The sequence below is a fragment of the Flavobacterium flabelliforme genome (genome assembly GCF_017948675.1).
Lineage (GTDB): Bacteria > Bacteroidota > Bacteroidia > Flavobacteriales > Flavobacteriaceae > Flavobacterium > Flavobacterium pygoscelis.
The window spans coordinates 574,445-599,568 of sequence record NZ_JAGFBU010000001.1; the positions used below are offsets into that span (position 1 = coordinate 574,445).

General features: G+C 31.8%; 21 protein-coding genes and 2 tRNA genes. 8 read left to right on the top strand and 15 right to left on the bottom strand.

Annotation, left to right across the window (positions count from 1 at the left end):
* Window positions 1-13: 13 nt before the first annotated feature.
* The 3 genes from J3S90_RS02495 to J3S90_RS02505 form a co-directional block, all read right to left on the bottom strand.
* Window positions 14-718, bottom strand: a complete 705-nt coding sequence (locus J3S90_RS02495) for a hypothetical protein (protein WP_210644502.1) — start codon at window positions 716-718, stop codon at window positions 14-16.
* Window positions 705-1,265: an RNA polymerase sigma factor gene (locus J3S90_RS02500; protein ID WP_210644504.1), complete on the bottom strand. Its 561-nt coding sequence runs from the start codon at window positions 1,263-1,265 to the stop codon at window positions 705-707. Before J3S90_RS02500 ends, J3S90_RS02495 begins: the two co-directional genes overlap by 14 nt.
* A gap of 268 nt (window positions 1,266-1,533) precedes the next feature.
* Window positions 1,534-2,511 (bottom strand): polyprenyl synthetase family protein, encoded by a 978-nt coding sequence (locus J3S90_RS02505; protein ID WP_210644506.1) that lies wholly within the window; start codon window positions 2,509-2,511, stop codon window positions 1,534-1,536.
* A 193-nt stretch (window positions 2,512-2,704) separates the two neighbouring features.
* Here J3S90_RS02505 and J3S90_RS02510 point away from each other — a divergent pair, with 193 nt between their 5' ends.
* The 3 genes from J3S90_RS02510 to J3S90_RS02520 are packed head-to-tail and all read left to right on the top strand — an operon-like array spanning window position 2,705 to window position 8,308.
* Window positions 2,705-5,794, top strand: coding sequence for a SusC/RagA family TonB-linked outer membrane protein (locus J3S90_RS02510; RefSeq protein WP_210644508.1), 3,090 nt, complete (start codon window positions 2,705-2,707; stop codon window positions 5,792-5,794).
* Between the two features lie 10 nt (window positions 5,795-5,804).
* A complete protein-coding gene (locus J3S90_RS02515; RefSeq protein WP_188048793.1) occupies window positions 5,805-7,214 on the top strand; it encodes a SusD/RagB family nutrient-binding outer membrane lipoprotein in 1,410 nt (469 codons plus the stop codon).
* An 11-nt stretch (window positions 7,215-7,225) separates the two neighbouring features.
* Window positions 7,226-8,308: an alkaline phosphatase family protein gene (locus J3S90_RS02520; protein WP_210644511.1), complete on the top strand. Its 1,083-nt coding sequence runs from the start codon at window positions 7,226-7,228 to the stop codon at window positions 8,306-8,308.
* 87 nt (window positions 8,309-8,395) lie between these two features.
* On the opposite strand, the gene rlmN is transcribed toward J3S90_RS02520, so the two are convergent.
* A complete protein-coding gene (gene rlmN, locus J3S90_RS02525) occupies window positions 8,396-9,439 on the bottom strand; it encodes a 23S rRNA (adenine(2503)-C(2))-methyltransferase RlmN (RefSeq protein WP_188048795.1) in 1,044 nt (347 codons plus the stop codon).
* An 81-nt stretch (window positions 9,440-9,520) separates the two neighbouring features.
* On the opposite strand from rlmN, the gene J3S90_RS02530 reads away from it, so the two are divergent.
* Window positions 9,521-10,162: an O-methyltransferase gene (locus tag J3S90_RS02530; protein WP_188048796.1), complete on the top strand. Its 642-nt coding sequence runs from the start codon at window positions 9,521-9,523 to the stop codon at window positions 10,160-10,162.
* Window positions 10,163-10,252: 90 nt separating this feature from the next.
* On the opposite strand, the gene J3S90_RS02535 is transcribed toward J3S90_RS02530, so the two are convergent.
* The 8 genes from J3S90_RS02535 to J3S90_RS02570 form a co-directional block, all read right to left on the bottom strand.
* A complete protein-coding gene (locus J3S90_RS02535) occupies window positions 10,253-10,825 on the bottom strand; it encodes a phosphatase PAP2 family protein (RefSeq protein WP_210644513.1) in 573 nt (190 codons plus the stop codon).
* Window positions 10,825-11,226, bottom strand: a complete 402-nt coding sequence (locus J3S90_RS02540; protein ID WP_188049495.1) for a Sec-independent protein translocase subunit TatA/TatB — start codon at window positions 11,224-11,226, stop codon at window positions 10,825-10,827. Before J3S90_RS02540 ends, J3S90_RS02535 begins: the two co-directional genes overlap by 1 nt.
* A 110-nt stretch (window positions 11,227-11,336) precedes the next feature.
* A complete protein-coding gene (locus J3S90_RS02545; protein WP_188048798.1) occupies window positions 11,337-13,580 on the bottom strand; it encodes a M1 family metallopeptidase in 2,244 nt (747 codons plus the stop codon).
* 62 nt (window positions 13,581-13,642) lie between these two features.
* The gene (locus tag J3S90_RS02550; protein WP_188048799.1) at window positions 13,643-14,146 is read right to left on the bottom strand and encodes a DUF6702 family protein; all 504 of its coding nucleotides are present in this window, start codon (window positions 14,144-14,146) and stop codon (window positions 13,643-13,645) included.
* Window positions 14,143-14,889 carry a hypothetical protein gene (locus J3S90_RS02555; protein WP_210644515.1) on the bottom strand — a complete coding sequence of 249 codons (747 nt, stop codon included), beginning with the start codon at window positions 14,887-14,889 and terminating at the stop codon, window positions 14,143-14,145. The genes J3S90_RS02550 and J3S90_RS02555 overlap by 4 nt, the downstream gene beginning before the upstream one ends.
* Window positions 14,890-14,960: 71 nt before the next feature.
* Window positions 14,961-15,722 carry a hypothetical protein gene (locus J3S90_RS02560; RefSeq protein ID WP_210644517.1) on the bottom strand — a complete coding sequence of 254 codons (762 nt, stop codon included), beginning with the start codon at window positions 15,720-15,722 and terminating at the stop codon, window positions 14,961-14,963.
* On the bottom strand, window positions 15,709-16,437 hold the full coding sequence (locus J3S90_RS02565; protein WP_317192518.1) for a carboxypeptidase-like regulatory domain-containing protein: 729 nt from the start codon (window positions 16,435-16,437) through the stop codon (window positions 15,709-15,711). Before J3S90_RS02565 ends, J3S90_RS02560 begins: the two co-directional genes overlap by 14 nt.
* Window positions 16,427-17,143 carry a hypothetical protein gene (locus tag J3S90_RS02570; protein WP_236023872.1) on the bottom strand — a complete coding sequence of 239 codons (717 nt, stop codon included), beginning with the start codon at window positions 17,141-17,143 and terminating at the stop codon, window positions 16,427-16,429. The genes J3S90_RS02565 and J3S90_RS02570 overlap by 11 nt, the downstream gene beginning before the upstream one ends.
* Before the next feature lie 185 nt (window positions 17,144-17,328).
* Between J3S90_RS02570 and pepE the strand changes: the two genes are divergently transcribed.
* Window positions 17,329-18,036, top strand: a complete 708-nt coding sequence (gene pepE, locus J3S90_RS02575) for a dipeptidase PepE (protein WP_210644521.1) — start codon at window positions 17,329-17,331, stop codon at window positions 18,034-18,036.
* Between the two features lie 150 nt (window positions 18,037-18,186).
* Here the strand turns inward: pepE and J3S90_RS02580 are convergent.
* Together J3S90_RS02580 and J3S90_RS02585 are read right to left on the bottom strand one after the other, a co-directional pair.
* Window positions 18,187-18,259: transfer RNA gene (locus tag J3S90_RS02580), tRNA-Gly, on the bottom strand.
* Window positions 18,260-18,300: 41 nt separating this feature from the next.
* Window positions 18,301-18,373: transfer RNA gene (locus J3S90_RS02585), tRNA-Gly, on the bottom strand.
* A gap of 171 nt (window positions 18,374-18,544) precedes the next feature.
* Here J3S90_RS02585 and J3S90_RS02590 point away from each other — a divergent pair.
* A complete protein-coding gene (locus J3S90_RS02590; protein ID WP_210644523.1) occupies window positions 18,545-18,994 on the top strand; it encodes a GNAT family N-acetyltransferase in 450 nt (149 codons plus the stop codon).
* A 227-nt stretch (window positions 18,995-19,221) separates the two neighbouring features.
* Here J3S90_RS02590 and J3S90_RS02595 read toward each other — a convergent pair whose 3' ends face one another.
* Window positions 19,222-19,944, bottom strand: a complete 723-nt coding sequence (locus J3S90_RS02595; protein ID WP_210644524.1) for a murein L,D-transpeptidase catalytic domain family protein — start codon at window positions 19,942-19,944, stop codon at window positions 19,222-19,224.
* 187 nt (window positions 19,945-20,131) lie between these two features.
* On the opposite strand from J3S90_RS02595, the gene J3S90_RS02600 reads away from it, so the two are divergent.
* On the top strand, window positions 20,132-22,525 hold the full coding sequence (locus J3S90_RS02600; protein WP_210644527.1) for a DUF5916 domain-containing protein: 2,394 nt from the start codon (window positions 20,132-20,134) through the stop codon (window positions 22,523-22,525).
* Between the two features lie 124 nt (window positions 22,526-22,649).
* A complete protein-coding gene (locus J3S90_RS02605; protein ID WP_210644528.1) occupies window positions 22,650-25,067 on the top strand; it encodes a DUF5916 domain-containing protein in 2,418 nt (805 codons plus the stop codon).
* Window positions 25,068-25,124 lie beyond the last annotated feature (57 nt).

The following is a 25,124-nucleotide window of genomic DNA, read 5'->3' on the forward strand; positions in this document are numbered from 1 at the left end:
ATTGATGATTGGTTTAATCTTGATAATTTCTATTAACTAAAACTGTTTTTATAGCATTATAATTTTTGCTGAATTTATCTAATGCTTTTTCTCTAAAGGATTGATTTAATTCGGTTTCAGCATCAGAGAGCAAGCTGTTTGCACTAACAGTAATCCCTATATTGTTTGGTTGAACAGCTTTGTTTTCGTACTTCGTGTTACTAATTTCAGCTAACAATTTTTCAGCAGAACTGTATCTTTTAGAAATATCTATTGTATTTTCACTATTCCCAACAGCTTTATTTATCTTAACATTATTTATCGGATCTCTAGTTGATGAATCTTTTAATGCATAAGATTTTTGAATTAGATTGCTTTTCGAGCTAGTGGCAACAGCAAGAACTCCAGAAGATTTTGGCATTCCGTTTTGAACTGTTTTAGATAAATCTTCTTTTTTCTTTATTGTAGGTTCCTCAATATTAGTATCTATTCCTTTTTGCTCAAGAACAATTGGGTTAATCGTTTGTGTTTTGACACTTTCAGAACTATTAAAATAAAACGTTGAAATCATTAAAAACCCAACAAAACTAGCTGCAATATAAATCCAAGAGAACTTACTTTTTGGCTTTTCGGCAGCAGTTAACATACTATCCAATTTTTCCCAAGCCATTGGCGTCGGTTTTATTTCCCTTACGTTTAATTGCGCTTTAAATTGTTTTTCAAAATTATCTGGTTCCATAACTGTAATTTTTTAACTTATTAATCTGTCCTTGCAACATTTTCCTAGCATGTGATAATTGCGACTTTGATGTTCCTTCACTTATTCCTAATAAACTTGCTATTTCATTGTGCTTAAAACCTTCTATTGCAAATAAATTGAACACCATTTTATAACCCTCTGGTAAGCCATCGATCAAAAACTGAATATCATCTATTGAAAATTTGCTTTCTATATTATTAAAGCTTTCTTCCAAATAAGTTTCCTCTTCGATGTATTTAACTTTTTTATTGACTCTGATAAAAGAAATACATTCATTGACCATTATCCTTCTAATCCAACCTTCAAAACTTCCTTTATTTTCGAAGTTTTGAAGGTTAACAAAAACTTTCATAAAGGCAGTTATCATAATGTCTTCTGCTTGATGTATATCCTTTATATATTGGCGGCAAACACTTAACATTTTAGGAGAAAATTGAGTGTAAAGCTGCTGTTGTGCTTGCCGATTATTTTCGACAGCCAACTGAATTAACTCTTTTTCTTGTTGATGTAATTGGATTACTTTCATAAATGATTTCAATGACAAAATTCAATAGTAATAGCAAAAAAATTATTCTTGTTTTAATTGCTTTTTGACATTGAATAAGACTTCTATTAGTATAGACGAGAATGAAGACAAAAAGGTTGCATGGATAATTTTAAAAAAGTAAAAAAATATCTAAAAACAAAATTAAGCTACTGATTTACAACATATAAACAATAATATAAAGTATAGAATCTTTAATAAAAAAAATAAACTATTCAAATTAAACTTATAAATTGTCTAATTCTATAATTTATTTTTTTCTTTCAATTACGTAGTTAACCATTAAGATTAGGGCATCTTTATATTCAGAGTCAGGATAATTATCCAAAAGAGATAAGGCCTCCTGCTGAAATTCGATCATTTTATTTTCAGCGTAGACTAAACCGTTATTGTTCTTTACGAATGCAATAACTTCTTTAACTCTTTTTTTATCTTTATTGTGGTTTTTTATAGAATTGATCAACCAACTTTTTTCTTTTGAAGTACACGTATTCAAAACATGAATAAGTGGTAAAGTCATTTTTTGTTCTTTAATATCAATTCCGGTGGGTTTACCAATGGCTTCATCAGTATAATCAAATAAATCGTCTTTGATCTGGAAAGCCATTCCTATAAGCTCACCAAATTTTCTCATATTCTCCACCTGAACATCATCTTCAATTACAGATTTTGCACCAAGCGCACAACAAGCAGCAATAAGTGTTGCTGTCTTTTTTCGGATAATGTCGTAATAAACGTCCTCGGTAATATCAAGTCTTCGGGCTTTTTCGATTTGTAGCAGCTCACCCTCGCTCATTTCACGCACAGCGACAGATATAATCCTTAGCAAATCAAAATCACCATTATCTATAGAGAGTAATAATCCTTTAGACAATAAATAATCGCCTACTAATACGGCAATTTTATTTTTCCAAAGTGCATTAATAGAGAAAAAACCTCTTCGTCTGTTGCTATCATCTACAACATCATCATGCACTAAAGTTGCAGTATGAATCAGCTCTATGACACAAGCTCCACGGTAAGTTCGGTCATTTACGATGCCTTCTGAAACCATTTTGGATGTTAAAAAAACAAACATAGGTCGCATTTGTTTCCCCTTTCTATTGACAATGTAATAGGTAATTCTATTCAACAAAGCCACTTGCGAAGTCATCGATTCATAGAACTTTTTTTCAAAAAGTTCCATTTCTTTAAAAATGGGCTGTTTAATTTGAGAGGTGACATTCATTTCGCTTTCAAAGTTACATCTTTTCGTAGTTATAAACAGACTTAAAATAAATTTTACTAATCGAAATTAAAAAAACTTACTCTTAACATTGCTAACCAATTCTTAATTAACAATTCGTCATTGTTAAAGTTTCCTTAATTAGAACTTGTTATCTGACTTCTAAGTTTGCACCACAAACATAACTAGAAAAAAAATGAAAATTTTAAAACAAAATTTACTCTTAATTACATTAGTATTTTGTGCAAATTTAATGAGTGCTCAATCAAAAACTATTCAAGGAAAAGTAACTGATTCTTCTAAATTTCCACTGATGGGAACAACCATTTTAGTCAAGGGAACTAAAAACACAACCATCACTGATGCCAATGGAAAATTCTCAATTAATACTGAAAAAGGAAATACTTTAGTTTTTACCTTCATCGGTTTTGTAACTAAAGAAGTAGTTGTAGATCGTCAAGAAAATTTAGAAATAACACTTCAAGACGACTCAGTAGTTTTAGGAGAGGTGGTAATTACCGCTTTGGGAATAAAAAGAGAAAAACGCGCTTTAGGATATGCCTCTCAGGAATTAAAATCAGATGATATTAATAAAGTAAACTCTGCTAATTTCGTTTCAAATTTAACCGGTAAAATGTCTGGAGTACAAATTACAGGCTCTGGAAATGGGATTACGAGCTCTTCTAGAATTACTATCAGAGGCGACAAATCATTAAACATTAACAACAACGGACCCTTATTTATTGTAGATGGTATTCCCATTAACAATACCGTTTATGGCGTAGGAAGTTCTGCAACAAATCAAGCCGACTTACCTACTGATTATGGCAACGGAGCTTCGGAAATTGATCAAGAAAATATTGAAAGTGTTAACGTATTAAAAGGGGCTGCAGCATCTGCTTTATACGGCTCTAGAGCGGCCAATGGTGTAATTGTAATAACAACCAAATCGGGAAAAAAGAATAAAGGTTTGGGAGTGACTATTTCTTCTTCTTTTATGACCAGTGAGGCATTGCGACTACCTGAGATTCAAGATCAATATGGCGCGGGTTCTAAACAAGTGTATGACCCAGGAGCCGATACCAATTTAGGACCACGTTTAGGTTCTGGTCTTGCTATACTTCAGAACGGAAGTCCAGGTTATGCAGTGGGCCAAGGCCAAGTTTTACCCTTTGAATTTAGATACAACTTAAATGATTTTTTTAGAAAAGGAAGTTCAATTTCTAATTCTGTCTCTATTTCTGGATCGGATGAAAAAACAAATTTTAGACTTAGTTACGGAAAAACGACAAGCGAAGATATTGTTCCCAATTCTAATTTAAGAAGAGAAAACATAAGTTTAAATCTAAATTATTCTATTTCAGATAAATGGAAACTCGCAACTGTTGCCACTTATACTAAAAGCAACAGCGATAACACTCCTGTTACAGGTTATGGTAGCCAAGGTATTATGTATAATTTGCTTTGGAATCACACTAATGTAGATTTGGATTGGTTAAAAGAGTATTGGATTATAAAAGACGTGAAACAAAACAGCATGTTTGGCTGGGGAGACAATCCTTTTAAAATTGCTTATGAAAATATAAATGCGTTTAAGAAAGGACGCATTTTTGGTAATGTTTCTTCTACGTATCAGATCAATACTGATTTTTCCTTAATGGGTAGAATAGGAATGGATAATTCGAATGATTTTAGATGGTCTCGCAGGCCAATTGGATCCTCACGATATACACAAGGAATGTATCGCGAGCAAACTATAGGATTTACAGAATACAATGCCGATATGCTGCTTTCTTACGATCATACTTTTGGTGATTTTTCTGTTAAAGTTTCTTATGGAGCCAATAGCATGAACCAATACACATCCGAAAGTAAAATTGAAGGACAAGGAATAAGTATTCCTGGTATATATAATTTGCAAAACATCAATGTACTGCCTATTCAATCTAGAAATATTTATAAAAAGCGCATTAACAGTATTTACAGCTTAGCCAACATAGGCTATAAAGACTACTTGTATTTAGACCTAACAGCAAGAAATGATTGGTCCTCTACGCTTCCTGTGAATAATAACTCCTATTTTTATCCATCTGCTTCTTTGAGTTTTATTCCAACTTCTTTGTTTGAAATGAATGATAAGATTGATTTTTTGAAATTGAGAGTAAACGCAGCATCTGTAGGTAACGACACCGATCCTTATCGATTAGTAAAAACCTATTCTAACGGTTCACTTCCTGGAACTTTGACTAATCCTGACGCAATTTTAAACAGTAATTTAAAACCTGAGATTGCCACATCGTATGAAGCAGGAATTGAAGCCCAACTTTTCAAGAAGAGAGTAACACTTGATGTGAGTTATTATGTCACTAATTCTAAAAATCAAATTGTAGGTTTAGATATTTCACAAGCTTCTGGATTTAATTCGAATGTTATTAATGCGGGTAAAATTCAAAATAAAGGTCTAGAATTGGGATTAGGAATTACACCTATTAGAACTAAAGATTTTGAATGGTCGATAAATGCAAATTTCACTAGAAATAGAGGAACTGTAAAAGAGTTAACACCAGGAATTGACAATTACATCATTGCTCAAGGCCCAAGTGGCGGAACAATAGAAGCTCGTGTAGGAGAACGAATGGGCGACATGTACGGGCGTGGTTATTTGAGAAGTCCAGACAATCAAATTGTATTTGACGATATGGGATCTCCGATACTTGATACTAAAATAAAAAAAATAGGAAACTACAATCCTGATTGGATGTTAGGTCTTACTACTAATTTGAAATATAAAAATTTCAATTTCAATGCTCTAGTAGACATAAGACAGGGAGGGAAAATATATTCGATGACAAATTCTATCGGAATGGAAAGTGGCATATTAGCCGTTTCATTACCTGGTAGAGAAACAGGAATAATAGGAAAAGGCGTTGTAAAAAATCCAGATGGAAGCTATAGTCCCAATACAACTTCAGTAAGTGCAGAAAACTGGTATTACTCTAATGCTTATAGAAGAGATAATATAGAAGCCAATACGTTTGATGCTTCGTATGTAAAATTGAGAGAAGTGAGTTTGAATTATAGACTATCAACTAAATGGATAACTACTTTTAAAATGCAAAATCTAAGCATTGGTTTGGTAGGAAATAATTTAGCCCTTTGGACAAAAGTCCCTAACATAGATCCAGAAACACAAGCAATAAGTGGTGGCACTTTATTGCCCGGTTTTGAAGTTTTACAACTTCCCTCTTCTAGAAATTACGGAATCAAATTAAATGCTTCATTCTAAAATAATAATCATGAAAAAAATAATTTTACTAATAACACTATTCACATTTAGTGTTTCTTGCACCGATGGGTTTGAAGAAATTAATACCAATAAAAACCAACCTACTACTTCACAGCCAAAGCAACTTTTACCAAATATAATATTCAATTTAGCAAATAGTAATGTTTCAGATTCATACAACTTTGGAGACATAGTAGCACAATACGGAGGCAATTATGAATACAATGAATTGGATATTTACAATTGGGGTTCAGATGATCGTTTTTGGGAAAAATACAAATGGCTGAATGACATATACGATCTTAAAAAACAAGCCATCGCTTTAAACGATAAAAACTATGAAGCTGTGAGTTTAATTCTAGAAACTTACTCGATGAGTTTAATTACAGATACGTATGGCGATGCTCCTTATTTGGAAGCTTCAAGAGGAGAAGAAGGCATTTTAAAACCCAAATATGATTCACAAGAGGAAATTTACACCCAACTGCTATTGAATTTAGATAAAGCCAATAGTATAATTGACACTAAATTAAAAATCGAAGGAGATTTATTGTTTAATGGTGACATGCTAAAATGGCGAAAATTTGCTAATTCACTACATTTAAGGTTATTGATGCGTATTTCTAATAAAAAAAATGTTAGCCTCACAATAAATGAAATTGTTAGCAAACCATCACAATATCCAATATTTCAGTCAAATGCAGACAATGCAACTTATTTTTATTCTGGAAGTTATCCTAACATTTCTCCAATGAGTGATGGTATCAATAGATTATACGGTTATAATATCGTAATTCCTTCTACTCATTTAGTAAACACCCTAATAGCAAATAGTGATACTAGACTTGACGAGTGGATTGACCCAATAGAAGGTAAAAATAATCATTTAGGGTTGTTACCAGGTCTTACATTAGATAAAATTGGAGAACCTACCAATTATTCTAGAAGAGCCGAAGATTATTTTTACACGAAAACAAAAATAGCCTCACTATTGATGACGTACAGCGAGTTAAACTTTTTATTAGCAGAAGCTAGTCAACGCAATCTTATTACTAATGGTAATGCACAAGGATATTATAATACTGCAGTAGAAGCTTCATTCAAACAATGGAATGTTACGATGCCTTCCAACTACTTAACAACTATTGCTCCTTATAATTCTACCACAGAAGTTTTATATGTACAAAAATGGCTGGCTCTATATCATACAGGAATTGAGTCATGGTTAGATTGGAAAAGAACAGGAAAACCTAGCTTTATAAAAGCAGGACCCGGATCCAAAAACAACGGTAAAGTTCCTAGACGCATCATGTATCCAAGTCTTGAACAATCTGTAAATGCAGAAAACAACAATAAAGCACTACAAAAAATGGGTGGTGATGATATTAACAAAAAAATATGGTGGGATAATTTTAATTAAATAAAAAAAAAATGAAAAAAATATTTTTGATATTACTACTTTTTAGTGCTATACATAGTAAAGCACAACAAGCCGAAAACATAATTATCATTACTACAGATGGTTTTAGATGGCAAGAAGCTTTCAAAGGAATGGACGAAAATTTAGCAAGAGATAAAAAATTCAATCAGAATGACAGCAGCTACATTTATAAAAAATATTGGGCTGAAAATCCCAAGGAACGACGAGAAAAACTTATGCCTTTTATGTGGTCTGTTTTAGCAAAAAAAGGACAACTGTATGGCAATAGAACTTTAGGAAATAAAGTTAATAATGCTAATCCGTATTGGTTTAGCTATCCTGGATATAACGAAATCATGACTGGATATGCTGATACATTAATCAATTCGAATAAATATCCTGCCAATCCTAATGTAACCGTGTTAGAATATCTAAACAAACAACCTAAAATTAAAGGAAAAGTAGCCGCTTTTGGAGCTTGGGATGCTTTTGACAATATTTTAAATGAAAAAAGAGGTGGTTTTCCTGTAATATCTGCATTTGATAAAACAGGAGGCAAAAATCCAACAGCGAAACAACAACTCATTAATGCCATGCTTGCCGATTCTTTCAAACCCTTTCACGAGGAAGAATGTCTAGATGTTTTTACCCATTATGGTGCATTAGAAGAATTGAAAACCAATAAACCTCGTGTGTTATACATCTCTTATGGAGAAACAGATGAATGGGCTCACGCTGGCTTTTACCGTTCTTATTTGGATGCAGCTCATCAAGTAGATGCCTGGATGAAGGAGATTTGGAACTTTGTGCAAAATGACCCGCAATACAAAAATAAAACTGCGTTGATTTTTACTACTGATCATGGACGCGGCGATCTCACAAAAGCAGAATGGACTAGTCATGGCCCTGATATAAAAGACGCCTCTGAAATTTGGTTTGCTGCAATGGGACCACAGATTGAAGGTAAAGGAGAGATGACTAATGAAAATCAATTGTATCAAAATCAATTTGCACAAACCATTGCCAAAATCATGGGATATACTTATGAAGCAAAGCATCCTATTTCAAAAGAAATTCCTGGAGTAATTAAATAATTCGACCGTTTAAAAATGTAAAAAAGGGTTTGACAACAGTGTCAAACCCTTTTTATTTTTATAATCTGTAGGTGTTTTTTATAAAAATTAAGCTTCTTTATTTGCTAACTGTCCACATGCAGCATCTATGTCTTTTCCCCTACTACGTCTCACTTTAACAACAATTCCGCTGGCTTCTAAAGCTTTAATATAAGCATTTATAGACTCTTCTGAGGCTTGTTGAAATTCTCCATCATCAATAGGATTGTATTCAATCAAATTAACTTTACAAGGAACATATTTACAAAACTTCACTAATGCATCAACTGATTCTTTATTATCATTAATTCCTTTCCAAACCACATATTCGTAAGAGATCTTGCTTTTTGTTTTTCTATACCAATATTCTAATGATTCTCTTAAATCTGCTAAAGGGAAATTAGCACTAAACGGCATTATTCGAGATCGAATTTCATCAATTGCGGAGTGTAAAGAAACAGCTAATTTAAATTTAACGTCATCGTCAGCTAATTTTTTTATCATCTTTGGTACTCCAGAAGTCGATACCATAATTCGTTTGGGAGACATGCCCAATCCTTCTGGCGAAATAATCATTTCGATTGCTTTCAAGACATTATTATAATTCATCAGCGGCTCACCCATTCCCATGAAAACAATATTCGATAAAGGATGATTGTAATACAACCTACTCTCTTTATCTATAGCTAATACTTGATCGTAAATTTCTCCAGGTTCCAGATTACGCATTCTTTTTAATCGTGCTGTGGCACAAAAATTACAATCTAAACTGCAACCTACTTGGCTAGATACGCAAGCTGTTGTTCGTGTATTAGTAGGAATTAAAACCGACTCTACAACTAAACCATCGTGCAAACGAACGGCATTTTTTACAGTTCCATCCTCACTTCGTTGAATCGTATCTACATTGATATGATTGATGACAAAATTAGCTTCTAGCTTATTTCTTGTTTCTTTTGAAACATTCGTCATATCCTCAAAACTATGCGCTCCTTTACTCCAAAGCCATTCATATACTTGATTCCCACGAAAGGCTTTATCCCCATTCGTAACAAAAAATTCTCTTAATGCTTCTTTCGACAAGGCTCGAATGTCTTTTTTATCAATTTCCATGATGCAAATTTAATGACAATTTCTTGATTTGTTGTTTTGATAATTTGATAACTTTGCTGACAATTGAAAATTATCTAAATAATGCATTTCATTTCCCAAGAACTAGAAGACTACATCGAGCAACATTCTGAAAAAGAACCTGCTTTATTAGCCGCTTTAAACAAAGAAACCTATCAAAAAATTTTACTTCCAAGAATGTTAAGCGGACATTTTCAAGGTCGAGTTTTAAGCATGCTTTCTAAACTTATTCGCCCTGTAAATATATTAGAAATTGGAACTTACACTGGATATTCTGCTTTGTGCTTGTGCGAAGGAATGCAAGAAAACGGGACACTTCATACCATTGATATAAAAGAAGAGCTGGTTGATTTTCAGCGAAAGCATTTTGACAAGTCACCTTGGGGAAAACAAATTTTTCAGTATTTAGGAGAAGCGGTAGATATAATTCCAACGCTACAAACTAAATTCGATCTTGTTTTTATAGATGCCGATAAAGAAAACTATATCAATTATTTTGAATTGATTTTACCAAAGATGAATAAAGGAGGCATTATTTTATCTGATAATGTATTGTGGAGCGGTAAAGTTCTGGAACCTATTCAACCGAATGATATTAGCACAAAAATAATAATGGAATACAATAAATTACTGAAAGAAGATCCTAGAGTAGAAACAGTTTTGCTACCTATTCGCGATGGTTTGACTGTTAGTAGGGTTTTGTAATTAAAAAAAAGCATCCAAAAATTTAGAACCTATCTAACAGATTTAGTCTATATTTATTAAAGAGCAATAGTATTATTAGACTTCTAAATATTATAAGTTTGGCTTTGGAAAATACTTTTTTTGTGCCACTTTATATAATTTATACATTAGGAAACCAAAAGTAAATCCGAACAAATAACCCATTAAAATATCTCCTGGATAATGCAATCCTAGATAAATCCTACTGTAAGCAAATATAAAAGGCCAAAGAAAGATTAACACAAAATATTTAAAATACGATCTTAAAGTAAAATATAAAAAAGAAGCAACTGCCATTGAATTTGCTGCATGTCCAGAGAAAAAACTAAAAGAATTTCGCACTTGCACCACTCTTATAAAAGAATTGATTTCAGGATTATTACAAGGACGCAATCTTTGAAATCCATTTTTAAATAAATTGGTCATTTGATCCGTAAACGTTACTAAAAGAGCCACAAACAATAAAAGATATAATGTTTGCTTCCCGCCAATTTTTTTAAAAATAACATACAACAAAAGTAAGAAAAGCGGAATCCAATTGCTTTGCTTGGTTATAAACAACCAAAGGGCATCGTAGGTAGGAGATCCTAAACCATTCAAAAAAACCAATAATTCAGTGTCTAAAGAAAGTATTTTCTCTAACATTACATTTGGCGTTTTATAGGTCCAGAAACATCTTCAATAATTTCTTTAGTTCCTTCTAACGAGCCATTAACATCGCCAAGTAAGTTTTCTTTAGCTTTATTAAGCTCAGTACTAATATTTACAGCAAAATCATTATACTGAGACGTATCACCCAATAAGTTATCCTTTACTTTATTAATTTCCGAAGTGATATTACCCTGTAAATCTAATAATGATTGTGAATCAAATCCGTTAGATTCAGCTCCTTTTTGAATTTCACTTTTTATATCATTTGTAGCATTCTTTAACTGTGCCATCGCTTTACCCATAGTTCGAGCGACTTCTGGAACTTTATCAGATCCAAACAGCATTAAGATTATAAACATGATAAAAATTAATTCGCCACCACCTATACCAAACATAATTTTATTTTTTAGTGTTACAAAGATATTAAATTTTGAACCTTGTACTTTTAAATATTTCATAAAAAAAGAGACTCTGAAAAGAGTCTCTTTTTTTATGAAATATTTGTTTAATCAAATTTAGATTTTACTTCTTCTTTTGGCCAAGTATTATTAGTTACATCAATATCAGCTGTTTCTAATTTTGGATCTACTTGTATTTTCTTAATTGCTTTTTCAGTAGCATATACTTTCTTAGCGGTATCATTGTTCTTTCTCCAGATTTGAGCAGGATATTTAAACATTTCGGTTGTATTGTCTTCATAAGTTAATTCAACAATAATAGGCATAATCATTCCGCCAGGTTTATTGAACTCTACTTCATAAAAATACTTCGGAGATTTTAATTTTGTTTTCTCGTCGGCTGTAAATTTTTTATTTACATAGTCTGAGAGTAAATTTACGTCTTCTATCTTAAATGCTTTTTTATTTTTAGCAGATAACTCTCCGCTTGTTCCAGGAACTAAATAAACGAAAGGTCCTTTTTCTTCACCAAAACGTCCTCTTTTTACTATTGCATCCTTTAATTCTTTAGTAGCGGTTTCAGAAACATAATATTGTTTTACCTCTTTTATTCCAATATCTACAAAATCAGTAGAATAAAACCAACCTCTAAAGAACCAATCTAAATCTACTGCAGAAGCGTCTTCCATCGTTCTAAAAAAGTCTTCAGGTGTAGGATGCTTGAACTTCCATCTGTTTGCGTAAACCTTAAAAGCATGGTCAAATAATTCTCGACCCATAATAGTTTCTCTAAGAATATTTAATCCCGTTGCTGGCTTACCATAAGCATTTGCACCAAACTGAGCAATGGTTTCTGAGTTAGACATAATAGGTTCTAAAAATTTCTGATCTCCACTCATGTAAGGAACTATTTTACTTGCTGGACCACGACTAGAAGGAAAATTTGTTCCTAATTCTTGTTCTGCCATATATTGCATAAAAGTGTTTAAACCTTCATCCATCCAAGACCACTGACGCTCATCTGAATTTACAATCATTGGAAAGAAATTGTGTCCTACTTCATGTATAGTCACACCAATCATTCCGTTTTTTATACGCTCACTTACCACTCCATTTTCATCTGGACGACCGTAATTCCAACAAATCATTGGGTATTCCATTCCTTGATCTTCTGCAGATACAGAAACTGCTTTTGGATAAGGATAATCAAAAGTATGAGAGGAATAACTTTTTAACGTATGCGCGACTGTTCTTGTTGCTGTTTCTCCCCAAAACGGATTTGCTTCTTTAGGATATATCGAAACTGCCATTACTGATTTCTCGCCCATCTTAACAGCCATCATATCAAGAATAAATTTTCTTGAAGTAGCTATTCCAAAATCTCTAACGTTTTTAGCGCTAAATTTCCATGTTTTTTTCTTGTTAGAAAACCCTTTTTCTGCTGCTTCTGCTTCCGCTTGGGTAACGATTACAACAGGCTTATCATAGGTTTTCATAGCCAATTCGTATCTTTTTACTTGCTCCGGCGTAAACACTTCGCTTCTATTGGTTAAATCTCCAGTAGCTTCCATAACATGGTCTGCAGGAACTGTAATATTAACATCAAAATTTCCAAAAGGAAGTGTAAATTCCCCTGTTCCCCAGAACTGCATGTTTTGCCATCCTTCAACATCATTATAAACTGCCATTCTTGGGTAGAATTGTGCAATTACATATAATTTATTTCCGTCTTTTTCAAATAATTCATAACCTGAACGACCTCCCTCTACTCTATAATTATTGATGTTGTAATTCCATTTTACACCAAAAGAGAATTTCTCTCCTGGTTTCATAGGCGTAACTAAATTGATACGCATCATAGTATGATTTATAGTATAAGACAATGGTTTTCCTGTTGCATCATTTACTGCTTCTATATTAAAACCACGCTCTAAATCTTGTTGTAAAAACTTATTAGCAAAGTTTGCTGCAGGAAAAACTTGCTCCATTCTTTGGCTATCAGCCAACGGAGTTTCTGACGTTTTTGCTGCTTGATTTTGATCTAACTGAACCCATAAATACTCTAAAGTATCAGGAGAATTGTTATAATAGGTAATCATTTCCGATCCTTTTATGCTAGATTTCTTGTCATCTAACTCAATATCTATTTTATAATCGGCTTGTTGTTGGTAATATGCTGGCCCTGGCGCTCCAGAAGCTGTACGAAACATATTAGGCGTTGCTAACAGATCATACATTTGACTAAACTTATTGTTGTCGTATCTTCCTGTTTGTTTAGTGGTTGTGGGTGGGTTTTTCTCCTGTGCAAATAATAACGCAGGAAGAAATAATAATAGGGATAATTTTTTCATAGGTTTAATTCTGGTTTTCAGTCTGTGAAAATAATAATTTTATATAAATTTATTGTTAATTATTAATATTTTAACAACCCTTTAGAAGAAGATTCACTAAAAAGTAAGGTGTTTTTGACTCCTAATACATTAAAATGCATAATATTTTGCTGCTCAGAGTTTCCTTCTGTTATAACTGCATTGTAAATATCTAACGTATTAATCTTATGTATATCTTTAATACTAAAATAACATATAAGCACATCACCTTCCATTTCTTTACTTAAAAACTGAATTGGTTTTGCATGACCATTTACTTTGATGTAAAACTTTTCGGCAAGATACTTCTTAAAGAGAGTAAGATCTTCCTCGGTTTCTTTATCAGAACCTAAATTAATTTTCTTTTGGTATTTTTTAGCTAATGAATTATTTAAATCATCTACAAAAATACGAGTGGTTATTTGTATCATTTTCTTTTCGGGTGCGTAATTAACTTGGTATAATGCCACATAAAATTTATGAACATCAAAAGAAGTTAATGTTAAAAATAACATTCCCAAAAAAGTAATTAAAATTGTTTTTTTCATTTTTCAAAAGTAGTTATTCTTTTAAACTCTTCATTCTTGGTGATTAGAAAATCAATCAACATAAACTCATCTTTCTCTTTCAAAAGATTTTTAGACCTTGGGTCGTTTTCACAATAATCCAGAAAAAGTCCAATTTCGCTCGTTTTTAATTTTAAGGTATTCGTAAAAAAATACGAATCTACTCCTTTATACACTGTCTCTGAAAAACTGACAGTCGAACCTGCTTTTTCAACATCTTTCTTGAACATTTTAGAAACCATCTTAAAAATCCGAACAAAATCCATTCCGTTTTCTATAGTTCCGTCAGAAGGCATCACTCTATTTTTTGGTGAGGTTGCAACATCATCAGTAAACTTTAGATCTACCATACTTTGAGAACTTGGTAGCGCAGGCTTAATTTCGGTTTTCCCTTTGATAATTACTTCCTTTAGTAAAGTAGTTTGAGATTCTAAATTAACAATAAACAAAGGTTTTGAAAAATCCTTTTCTTGCAATACAATCTTTTTAGATTTGAAAGAAGTACTCAAAACCAGCAAGGTATCTTTCGGCATGGCCAAAACATCAAAAAAACCTTGATTACTAATAAAGGTTCGCGTTTTCGAATTTAAATTAAAAACGTAACCGTTATCAACCAATGCGGTTTCGTTTTTGAATTGACCATGCAAGGGTTTTCTATTTTCATTTTGAGCAAAGATAAACTGAGTAAAAAAAATCAAACAAAGTATTTCGATTTTGGTTTTCATTTGGAGGTTGTTTTATATTATATTTTTAAGGAAGTAATTTAAAATTGCAACAAAATCTTTCTATAATTTATTTATTTTTCAAGAACGATAAGTGCTTTATATTCTTGAGCTAAGGTAATCATAAAAAAAGTAATTTCCTCTTCATTTTTAGAAGATAGCACTTTCAAGAAAGCATCATTTTCGACAATGTAGTATTTAAAACCACCAACATATTCAGAAGAAATACCTAATTTATTAGTAAAAAAATCTTCTGTATACAATTCTGATATCCTATTTAGATGTATTTCTTTTTTTTCTAGGACTACCAATTTCTTCAACCTTTTTGTCCTGCCATTAATCTTGTTTATCAATGGATCAAGCTCCATCGAACCACCCAATAAACCTAACAACATAATTGGTTTAAAATCACCAGCGGTTTGTAGTTGTCGCTCTGCTGGAGAAAAACTTTTTGGCGCTTTAGACATTATCCCTAATGAAACTGCCGAAAATTCCTTTTTACCAACAACCACTTCTTTAAGCGCTGTTGTTTTCGGAGACATTTTTACAAATAATACTCCAGAGGAAAAAGTAGTTAAATTAATTTGTAACCGATGGGATTCTAGGTTTAAGGAAGTAAAAACCAAAACATCATTTATTTTAGCAGAAATAATAAAATCACCAACTTTATTACTAACGGCTGTTTTATCATTTGCTGTGTTTAGAATATTTACACCGCTGGCAGCAATTGAGTCTACAATAATTTTACCTTGCAGCATTTTTTCAATACCATTTTGGCCAAAAGAAATTTGGCTCATAAAAGACACAAAACCTATTATCAGTCTATTTATTTTCAACAGCAATTATTTGTTTATAATTTTCTGCAAGTTTTACAACTAAAAAAAGAGTTAAGGTTTTATTTTTAGCAATTAATGCATTAGCAAAATCAGCATCATCAATGCAGTAATATTGAAATCCCTTAATGTAATCTAAAGGGATTTTTAGCGTTTCCAGATAATATTGCTCTTCATACAACACATCCATTCGCGCTAGCAATTGTACTTTTTTCTCTACTATAATTTCTTTTTTCAACATGGCTTTGCGTCCCGAAATAGAATTAAGTAATCCATCGATTCCTCCTCCAGAAGTTGCTGTATATAGTTTTCTTTCGGCGGCTGTATATTTTTTCTGGCCATAAGGAATAATTCCTAAACTTTCTGCTGTTATAGCAGATTCATTTATTAATACTTCTTTCAAAATAATACTTTTGGGATGCATCACTACTTGTAAGATCTCTTGAAGTAAATCTTGATCTGTAACTTTGCGACGTAGAGTTTCTAAATTTACTGCTGAAAAAACAATAATATCACCCGTTTTAAGAGACAGGATAAAGTTTCCTTGCGCATCAGAAACCGTGGCTTTTTGAGTTGTAAAATTCACGACATTTACTTTATCAACAGCAACAGAATCGGCAAAAATTCTTCCTTTTATTTCTTTTGTAATAACTCCTTGTCCCAATGCAGCATGCATCAAGAACAAAAACATCAACTGTAGCGTAATTTTAATTTTCACGGGCAATTATTTCTTTGTATTTATTTGCTAATTCTGTAAGCAAAAAGGTAATTGTTGATGGATTCTTAGATTTTAAAATCGAGACAAATTCTTCGTTTTCAACGGCGTAATATTCAAAACCTTTTACATATTCCGAAGGTATTTTTAATTTACTTACCAAATAATCATTAGAAAACATACTTTCTAATTGAAATAAATAAAGTTCCTTCTTTTCTACTTTAACTTCTTTCTTGAGCATTTTGGTTCTTCCAGAAATCCAATTAAGCAATGGATCTGCCGAAATAGAGCCACCTACCATTGTACCCGCATTTGCTGTTGCATTGAGATTATTAGCCGTATTTAACCTTCTTTCAGCCGGCGTATACACTCTTTGTCCACTTGGAATAATCCCTAAAGAAACAGCGTTAATACCATTTCTAACGACCACTTCGTTTAATTGATTGACTACGGGTTTCATCCTAACTACAAACAATGAAGTTTGAAAATCTTCATGAGACAAAACCACTATCGTTTCTCTAAATTCTGTTGCACTAAATAATAATGTATCACCAACTGTAGCATATAAAGAAAAGATACCGTCACGATCAGAAACAACTGCTTTTTGTGTCTTTTTATTTATAACGTAAACATCCTCTAAAACCATTTTTTCTGCACTCACTTTGCCTTTCAAAAGTACCTGATCCCTTTCTTGTGCCTTGATTTGCATGGTAGAAAAGATTAAAAATAAACACACAATTCTAATCATAGTTAGGAAGCTGAATTTTGATTCACGGTAAAAGTATCCTAATGCCTTCTAAATTAACTATTAATGACTTGGTAAAAAAATGTTAATTAAAAACTTGAAATATAAAAAAGGGATCAATATCTTTAGCCTAAATATACCTCTCTAATATGAAAAACATACTAATAGCAAGTACATCAACACTTGCAAACGAAGAATTCTTAGAATATTTATTACCCGAATTAGAGCATCATTTTCATAATTGCACAACAATTCTATTTATTCCTTATGCCAGACCTGGTGGAATTTCTCATGATGATTATACAGCAAAAGTAGCAATGGCTTTTGCCAAAATAAACAAAAAAGTAAAAGGAATTCATGAATTTGAAGATGTTACATTCGCGCTAAAAAATGCAGAAGGAATTTTTACAGGCGGCGGCAACACCTTTGTCCTAGTATCACAGTTGCATAAAAAAGGCCTAATGACAACTTTATCTGAAGTGATAAAAAATGGAACCCCTTATTTAGGAACTAGTGCCGGAAGTAATATTTGCGGACTTACAATGCAAACCACTAATGATATGCCAATTGTTTATCCACCCAGTTTTCAAACTCTTGGAGTTATTCCTTTTAATTTAAACCCACATTATTTAGATCCAGACTTAAACTCCAATCACATGGGAGAAACTCGTGAAACTAGGATAAAAGAATTTCATGCTTACAATACTGTTCCGGTTTTAGGACTAAGAGAAGGCAGTTGGCTTGATGTTAAAGGAGAAAAAATCACTTTGAAAGGAAATCTAAACGCTCGTGTTTTTAAACAAAACCAAGTACCAGAAGAATTAGAAGCAGAATCCGACCTTAGTTCTTTAAAATAAAACTTAAAAATAGAGACCAATCTGTTTTTTTTTATTTAAGATAGAAAATTAAAAAACCTCAGATGAAAGTTTGAGGTTTAAATAAAAAGATAATAAAACTCAAAAAGGTTTTTAAACAAAAAAGCCTTAAACAAAAGTTTAAGGCTTTAGAGCGAAAGACGAGGCTCGAACTCGCGACAACCAGCTTGGAAGGCTGGAGCTCTACCAACTGAGCTACTTTCGCATTATACAGTAAAAAATTTTCAAATTAAATTTGAAACTAAGAGCGAAAGACGAGGCTCGAACTCGCGACAACCAGCTTGGAAGGCTGGAGCTCTACCAACTGAGCTACTTTCGCATTAACAACGGTGCAAATATAATTAATAAGTTTGCTTGAATGCAAGTTTTTTTATTAAAAAATCTAAAACATAGCGCGAAATACTTTTCAATAAAAGTACTTTTAGAGGCTAATGAATTTAATATTAAAATATTATAACGCTAGAAGCTTCCAAAAATAATTTTAAAAAAAATGAAAAAAATAAAAAAAATCAGTGCTTTAGAGACTTATCCGGTAAGACATCCGGTGCTTCGTGAAGGAAAATCAATAGAAAGTTGTCATTTTGATGGAGACAATTTAGAGACTACGATTCATTTTGGATTGTATTTGCAAGATAATATCATAGGAGTTGTATCAGTATTCGAGTCAAAAAATGAAATTTTTACGAATAAAAAACAATTTCAAATCCGCGGAATGGCCGTTTTAAAAGAACAACAGAAGAAAAATTTTGGAGCAGAATTGATTATTGCTACCGAAAAACATTGTTTTGAACAAAAGCCCTGTTTAATTTGGTTCAATGCCAGAAAAGAAGCTATTGAATTTTATAAAAAAATGGGATATAAAACCAATGGTTTATCTTTTGAAATCAAAGACATCGGAACACATATTATTATGTCTAAAAACTGCTCTTCTTCATCTTAGAATTAAAAGAACAACTGGAATACGCACTAATTCAATGATAAAAAAATAGAATTATTTTGCCTTGAAATGAGATTATTAAAAGGATCAATACAATCGTTTTAAAATAAAATTTCCTTGTTGATTCCCTATTCAAAAAAAGGGAATCAACAAGGAAAAATAATATGGAAATAAAAACAAAATATTCAAAAGAAAAAGATGATTTTAATTTCAAATAAGAATGTTCGAATTTATGAAATTGATTTGATTCCGAATTTAGAATCTCTAGAAGGATGATAAATAAAGAAACAAGATTTATCTTTTATTACATTAATGATGTCTTTAGACAATTCAACTGGAACGGCAGGACAACCTTGACTTCTACCTAATCTATGATTGTTTTTTATAAAAGATTCAGAAACATAATCTGCAGCATGCATCACAACTCCTCTTGCTCTTGCGTTGTCATTAACTCCTTTTTCTAAGCCATCTAATCTAAGAGACATACCGTGTTTTCCGTTATAAATTTCTCCTGTTGAATAAAAGCCTAAACTACTTTTATAAGATTCATTGGCATTTGAGAAATTGGAAGCAAATTCTTCACCGGTATTTCTTCCATGAGCAACAAGAGAATTAAACAATACATCTCCCGTAATTACATTAATTACCCAAAGTCTTTTAGTATTAGAAGACAAACTAAAATCAATTAAAGTTAAAATCTCTTTTTTAATTAATCCTTTTTCTTTTAAAGAATAGTACCCTTTTAAAGCTACTGCAAAGCTTTCTAATTTTGGCAAGGCAAATTTACTGGAGTGCAAATTATTATAAGCTGATTCAATTTTAGCCTCTACATTGGTCTCTACGACTTTCGAATAAAGGATAGGTTTAGTAGTTTTAGTTTCAGAGAATGAAGCTCTATTAGTAGTAAAGGAAGCAAGTACAAATAAAATAGTAGGAATTATCGTATAAATCATTGATTTTCTTTTAGTTATAAGTGTTTGGGTTTGCAAACGTAAGAAAAAATAAAGAGCGAAAAATGTATTTAACACAATTATACTACTGTTACAAAGAAAAATAGTACTAATAATTCAACGAATCACTAAAAAAACAAAACTTCTTATGTTAATTTGGTTATTTTTGTTTGGATTAAACCATTAAAATATGTCAAAACCACATTCATTCTTGCTATTTTTTTTATTATTCTTAAATCTTAGCGCTTTTAGTCAAAAAAAGACACTTTTAACAAAATTTACTACAGAAAACATAATTATTGATGGAAAAATAGAGGAAGAAATATGGAAAACAGCAGCTCTTGCATCTGATTTTGTTATGTTTGAACCTGATAATGGCAAACCGATAAATGCAACAAAAAAAACTGAAGTGAAAATTGTCTATGATAACGATGCTATTTATATTGCAGCCTTACTTTATGATGATGAGCCTACTAAAATTAAAAAAGAAATCACCAATCGGGATGTTTTTGGTGTCTCTGATCATTTTTCGGTTTACATAAATGGATTTAACGATGGACAGCAGGATTTCCGATTTTTTGTAAGTGCAGCAGGCGTGCAAATGGATTGTATAGCCACTGAAGATTCTGAGGATTTTACTTGGGACGCTATTTGGGATAGTCAAGTAAATATAACTGATTTTGGTTGGATTGTAGAAATGAAAATTCCGTATGCTGCTTTGCGATTTTCTAAAGCGAATAAACAAACATGGGGTTTGAATTTTATGCGAGAAATTAAAAGAGACGTACAAAAATATACCTGGAATCACATTGATACAAAAATTGGAGCAGTGATTCCGCAAGCAGGAATACTTGAAGGAATTGAAAACATAAAAACACCTACTCGCCTATTTCTGATTCCTTACACCTCAGCCTATTATCAACAAAGTGACATTGGCTCTGACACCACCCTAAAAGCGGGACTTGATATCAAATATGGCATCAACGATTCCTTTACATTAGATGCTATTTTAGTACCCGATTTTGGACAAACAAAATTTGATAATGCTATTTTAAATTTACTCCCTTTTGAACAAAAATTTGAAGAAAACAGACCCTTTTTTACTGAGGGAACAGATTTATTTAACAAAGGAGGTTTGTTCTATTCCAGAAGAATTGGAGGAGAACCAAGTGCGTATCCTAATCTTACGGATGAGGAAGAAATAACAAACTATCCTAGCACAGTGAATTTATTAAATGCTGTAAAAATATCTGGGCGTACAGAGAAAGGATTAGGAATAGGCTTTTTGAATGCCATTACAGAAAAAACGAAAGCGACTATTTTTAATTCCTTGACCAACGAAAAAAGAAAAGAAGTTATTGAACCTTTAACAAATTACAATGTTTTAGTACTCGACCAAAGATTCAATCAAAATTCCTCTGTTTCTTTTGTAAATGCCAATACTACTAGAAATGGAGAATTTAGAGATGCTAATACTTCTGCCTTAGTTTTTGACCTGAACACAAAGCAAAATACCTATAATTTATATGGAGATTTTAAGTTTAGCCATGTAAATACGCTTGAAGATTATAATGGATACAAAACAGCATTAAACTTTGAAAAAACAAGTGGAAGATATCGTTATTTATTTTCAGGAAAATACATCTCAGAAAACTATGATATAAATGACTTAGGAATTGTTTTTTACACCAATTACCACAGTGCTCTTGCAAATGGAAGTTATAGAATATTAAATCCAACAAAAGTATTTAACACCTTAAAGATTGAACAAGAACTTAATTTAGAAATTCAAAATACTACGGGAAAAATTCAAGAAAACTGGTATAAAACGGTATTCAAAGGCACCTCATTAAACAATGATTATTTTGAGTTAGGAATTGTTTTAAACCCACTAGAATCCTTTGATTTTTATGAGCCACGCGAGTACGGAAGTTATGTATATATACCAAAAAGAATTGCTTCTTATTTTGGTTTTGAATTGAATAGAAATAATCCATTAACGCTAGACATGACGGTCAATTTCACAAAATATGATGAACAAAAAAGAATTACAAGCGGATTATACATAAGTCCAAAATATAGATTTAATGATAAAATATCATTGGCCTACGCATTAGAATACACCAAAATGAAAAACGATCGAGGTTGGGTTGACTCTAATAATTCAGGAATTATTTTTACCGAACGCAATCGGGAGATCCTTCAGAACGATCTTACCGGAAAATATTCGTTAAACAATAAAATGACTATAAATCTTACTGCCAGATATTATTGGTCCTATTCTAAAAACCATGATTTTTTTACTTTACAAAACAACGGTTACTTGGCTCCAAACAGCACTTACAATTTAAATAAAGACCGAAATTTTAATTCATGGAATTTTGATTTATCCTATTCGTGGTGGTTTGCTCCAGGAAGTGAAATTTCAGTTTTATACCGTAATTACGGTCTTGAGAGAGCAAGTACGGTAGAAAAAGAGGTGTCAAAAAATCTTAAAAACATTTTTAATAGTGATCTTACCAATGTACTTTCAATAAGCTTGCGTTATTTTATTGATTATAACGTTATAAAAAACAAATTTTAATTTTTCTATAATAAATTGTAACAATGACTTAAAAAGAGAGTCTATTAAAAAAACTATTAAGTACGTCGGCAACTTGTTCCTATCATGCTATTTTGGTTTTATAATCATCATTATCAATCAAAATATGAAGAACTCGCTTTTACTTTGTTTTTTATTCATTTCCTTATTTGGCTACAGCCAAAAAAAAATCTTACAGACTAAATTTATTTCAGAAAAAATTGAAATTGATGGAAAGCTTGACGAAACTATTTGGCAATCGGCTCCAATTGCTAGTGATTTTGTTATGTTGACACCGGATAATGGAAAAAAAATCCCAGAAAATAAGAGAACTGAAATTAGAGTATTATATGATAACGACGCTGTATATATAGGTGCTTTATTATATGATGAAAGTCCAGATAAAATCTTAAAAGAAATTACTCAAAGAGATAATTTTGGTACTTCGGATCTTTTTGGTGTTTTCATAAATGGGTTCAATGACGGGCAGCAAGATTTCCAGTTTTTCGTAAACGCAGCTGATGGTCAAGCCGATTGTATTACCACTGATTCTAATGGAGAGGATTATTCCTGGGATGCCGTTTGGAAAAGCAAAGCGGTTATTACAGACAAAGGTTGGGTTGTAGAAATGCGAATCCCTTATGCAGCGTTACGGTTTTCAGCAGAAGACAAACAAACTTGGGGTCTTAATTTTTTTAGAGAAATTAGACGAGATCGACAAAAATACACTTGGAATTTTATCGATACCAAATTAGGAACTTTTACCCAACAAACAGGAATTTTAGAAGGAATTGAAAACATAAAACCACCTACTCGTCTTTTCCTTTTACCGTATTCGTCATTTTATATAAATGCGAGTGACAAACAAAAAACAAAAGGAACTCTAAAAGGAGGTTTAGATCTAAAATACGGAATAAATGATGCTTTTACGTTAGACATGATACTTGTACCCGACTTTGGGCAAACAAAATATGATGACAAAGTCCTTGTTTTAGGTCCTTTTGAACAACAGTTTAATGAAAACAGACCTTTTTTTACAGAAGGGACAGATTTATTTAGCAAAGGCAACTTGGTTTACTCGAGACGAATTGGAGGAAACCCAAGCATCTATCCAGAAATTAATAATAATGAAGAAATAATTGATAATCCTGCAAGCGTAAATCTTATAAATGCTTTAAAAATATCAGGAAGAACAAAAGAGGGATTAGGAGTTGGAATCCTAAATGCCGTAACCGAAAAAACTAAAGCTACCATAAGAAATAATAACACACAAGAAGTAAGAAATGAAGTAGTTGAACCCTTAACCAATTACAATGTTTTAGTTTTAGACCAACGTTTTCGCAAAAACTCATCAATTACTTTTGTAAATACAAATGTAACACGAAATGGCAGTTACAGAGACGGAAACGTGAGTGCTTTAGTTTGGGATTTAAATACTAAAAAAAATACATACAGCCTAACTGGAGATTTTAAATACAGTTTCGTCAATGATATCGAAAACAAAAAAGGAGTTAATTCTCAATTGAATTTTTCTGAAACTAGTGGAAAGTTTCGTTATGGAATTGGTGCAGACATCACTACCAAAGATTTTGATAATAATGATTTAGGAATTAATTTTGAAACTAATTATTATAGTTTATACGGAAATGCCAGTTATAGGATTCTCAACTCTACCAAACATTTCAATAGTTTTAGCGCACGATTCGATACCTATTCTCAATTTCATAAAGAGAGTGGAAAAATTCAATCGGGAAACCTGAACTTTCAAATTAATGCAAATGATAAAAAAAATAGATCTTTATCAATAGGAATTGATGCTAACCCAGTAGAAACTTATGATTACTACGAATCTCAACAAGCTGATAAATATGTAATTCTTCCTGCTAAAATTGGAGGATTTATTTATATATCAACGAATTATAACAATAGGTTTGCAATAGATTTTAATCCCTCTTATGCTATTTTTAATGAATCTGGACGAACAACCTATGGTTTTGATTTCGGTCCTAGATACCGTTTTAATGATAAGTTATCCATTAATTATAATTTCAGCTTTTTTAGAAGAAACAATAACAAAGGACGTATCGACAGTATTGACGATGATCTAAATACAAACACACCAAACACCGTCATTTTTGCAAATAGAAACGTTATAACATATGCCAATACTTTTTCAGGAAAATATGCTTTAAATAGTCAAATGTCTTTTAATATTTCTTTACGTCATTATTGGTCTTATGCTGAAAATAAAAACACCTTAGCATTACAAAATAACGGAAGACTTACGGATTTTGCAGGATACACCACTAATAAAAATTCTAGTTTCTATTCTTGGAATGCTGATTTATCTTATTCGTGGTGGTTTGCGCCAGGCAGTCAAGTTTCTGTCTTGTATCGAAATAACGCAGGTGCTTTTGAAAGAAACATTAATAAGGATTTTAGAAATAATGTAACTAATTTATTAACTAATGACGCTTTAAATCATACCTTTTCAATTAGCGTTCGTTATTTTATTGATTACAATCAAGTTAAAAATAAATTCTAAATCCATTTATTTTAAAAAAAAGCCCTTTTGATTTTATATTAATCATTTTATTTTAAC

Excerpts from the sequence above, each read along its gene's own strand:
- J3S90_RS02600 (WP_210644527.1), top strand. The coding sequence starts at position 20,132 with ATGTCAAAACCACATTCATTCTTGCTATTTTTTTTATTATTCTTAAAT.
- J3S90_RS02520 (WP_210644511.1), top strand. The coding sequence starts at position 7,226 with ATGAAAAAAATATTTTTGATATTACTACTTTTTAGTGCTATACATAGT.
- J3S90_RS02500 (WP_210644504.1), bottom strand. The coding sequence starts at position 1,265 with ATGAAAGTAATCCAATTACATCAACAAGAAAAAGAGTTAATTCAGTTG.
- J3S90_RS02570 (WP_236023872.1), bottom strand. The coding sequence starts at position 17,143 with ATGCAAATCAAGGCACAAGAAAGGGATCAGGTACTTTTGAAAGGCAAA.
- J3S90_RS02605 (WP_210644528.1), top strand. The coding sequence starts at position 22,650 with ATGAAGAACTCGCTTTTACTTTGTTTTTTATTCATTTCCTTATTTGGC.
- J3S90_RS02555 (WP_210644515.1), bottom strand. The coding sequence starts at position 14,889 with ATGAAAACCAAAATCGAAATACTTTGTTTGATTTTTTTTACTCAGTTT.
- J3S90_RS02530 (WP_188048796.1), top strand. The coding sequence starts at position 9,521 with ATGCATTTCATTTCCCAAGAACTAGAAGACTACATCGAGCAACATTCT.
- J3S90_RS02545 (WP_188048798.1), bottom strand. The coding sequence starts at position 13,580 with ATGAAAAAATTATCCCTATTATTATTTCTTCCTGCGTTATTATTTGCA.
- J3S90_RS02540 (WP_188049495.1), bottom strand. The coding sequence starts at position 11,226 with ATGTTTGGTATAGGTGGTGGCGAATTAATTTTTATCATGTTTATAATC.
- J3S90_RS02510 (WP_210644508.1), top strand. The coding sequence starts at position 2,705 with ATGAAAATTTTAAAACAAAATTTACTCTTAATTACATTAGTATTTTGT.
- J3S90_RS02505 (WP_210644506.1), bottom strand. The coding sequence starts at position 2,511 with ATGAATGTCACCTCTCAAATTAAACAGCCCATTTTTAAAGAAATGGAA.
- J3S90_RS02515 (WP_188048793.1), top strand. The coding sequence starts at position 5,805 with ATGAAAAAAATAATTTTACTAATAACACTATTCACATTTAGTGTTTCT.
- J3S90_RS02535 (WP_210644513.1), bottom strand. The coding sequence starts at position 10,825 with ATGTTAGAGAAAATACTTTCTTTAGACACTGAATTATTGGTTTTTTTG.
- rlmN (WP_188048795.1), bottom strand. The coding sequence starts at position 9,439 with ATGGAAATTGATAAAAAAGACATTCGAGCCTTGTCGAAAGAAGCATTA.
- J3S90_RS02550 (WP_188048799.1), bottom strand. The coding sequence starts at position 14,146 with ATGAAAAAAACAATTTTAATTACTTTTTTGGGAATGTTATTTTTAACA.
- J3S90_RS02595 (WP_210644524.1), bottom strand. The coding sequence starts at position 19,944 with ATGATTTATACGATAATTCCTACTATTTTATTTGTACTTGCTTCCTTT.
- J3S90_RS02495 (WP_210644502.1), bottom strand. The coding sequence starts at position 718 with ATGGAACCAGATAATTTTGAAAAACAATTTAAAGCGCAATTAAACGTA.
- pepE (WP_210644521.1), top strand. The coding sequence starts at position 17,329 with ATGAAAAACATACTAATAGCAAGTACATCAACACTTGCAAACGAAGAA.
- J3S90_RS02590 (WP_210644523.1), top strand. The coding sequence starts at position 18,545 with ATGAAAAAAATAAAAAAAATCAGTGCTTTAGAGACTTATCCGGTAAGA.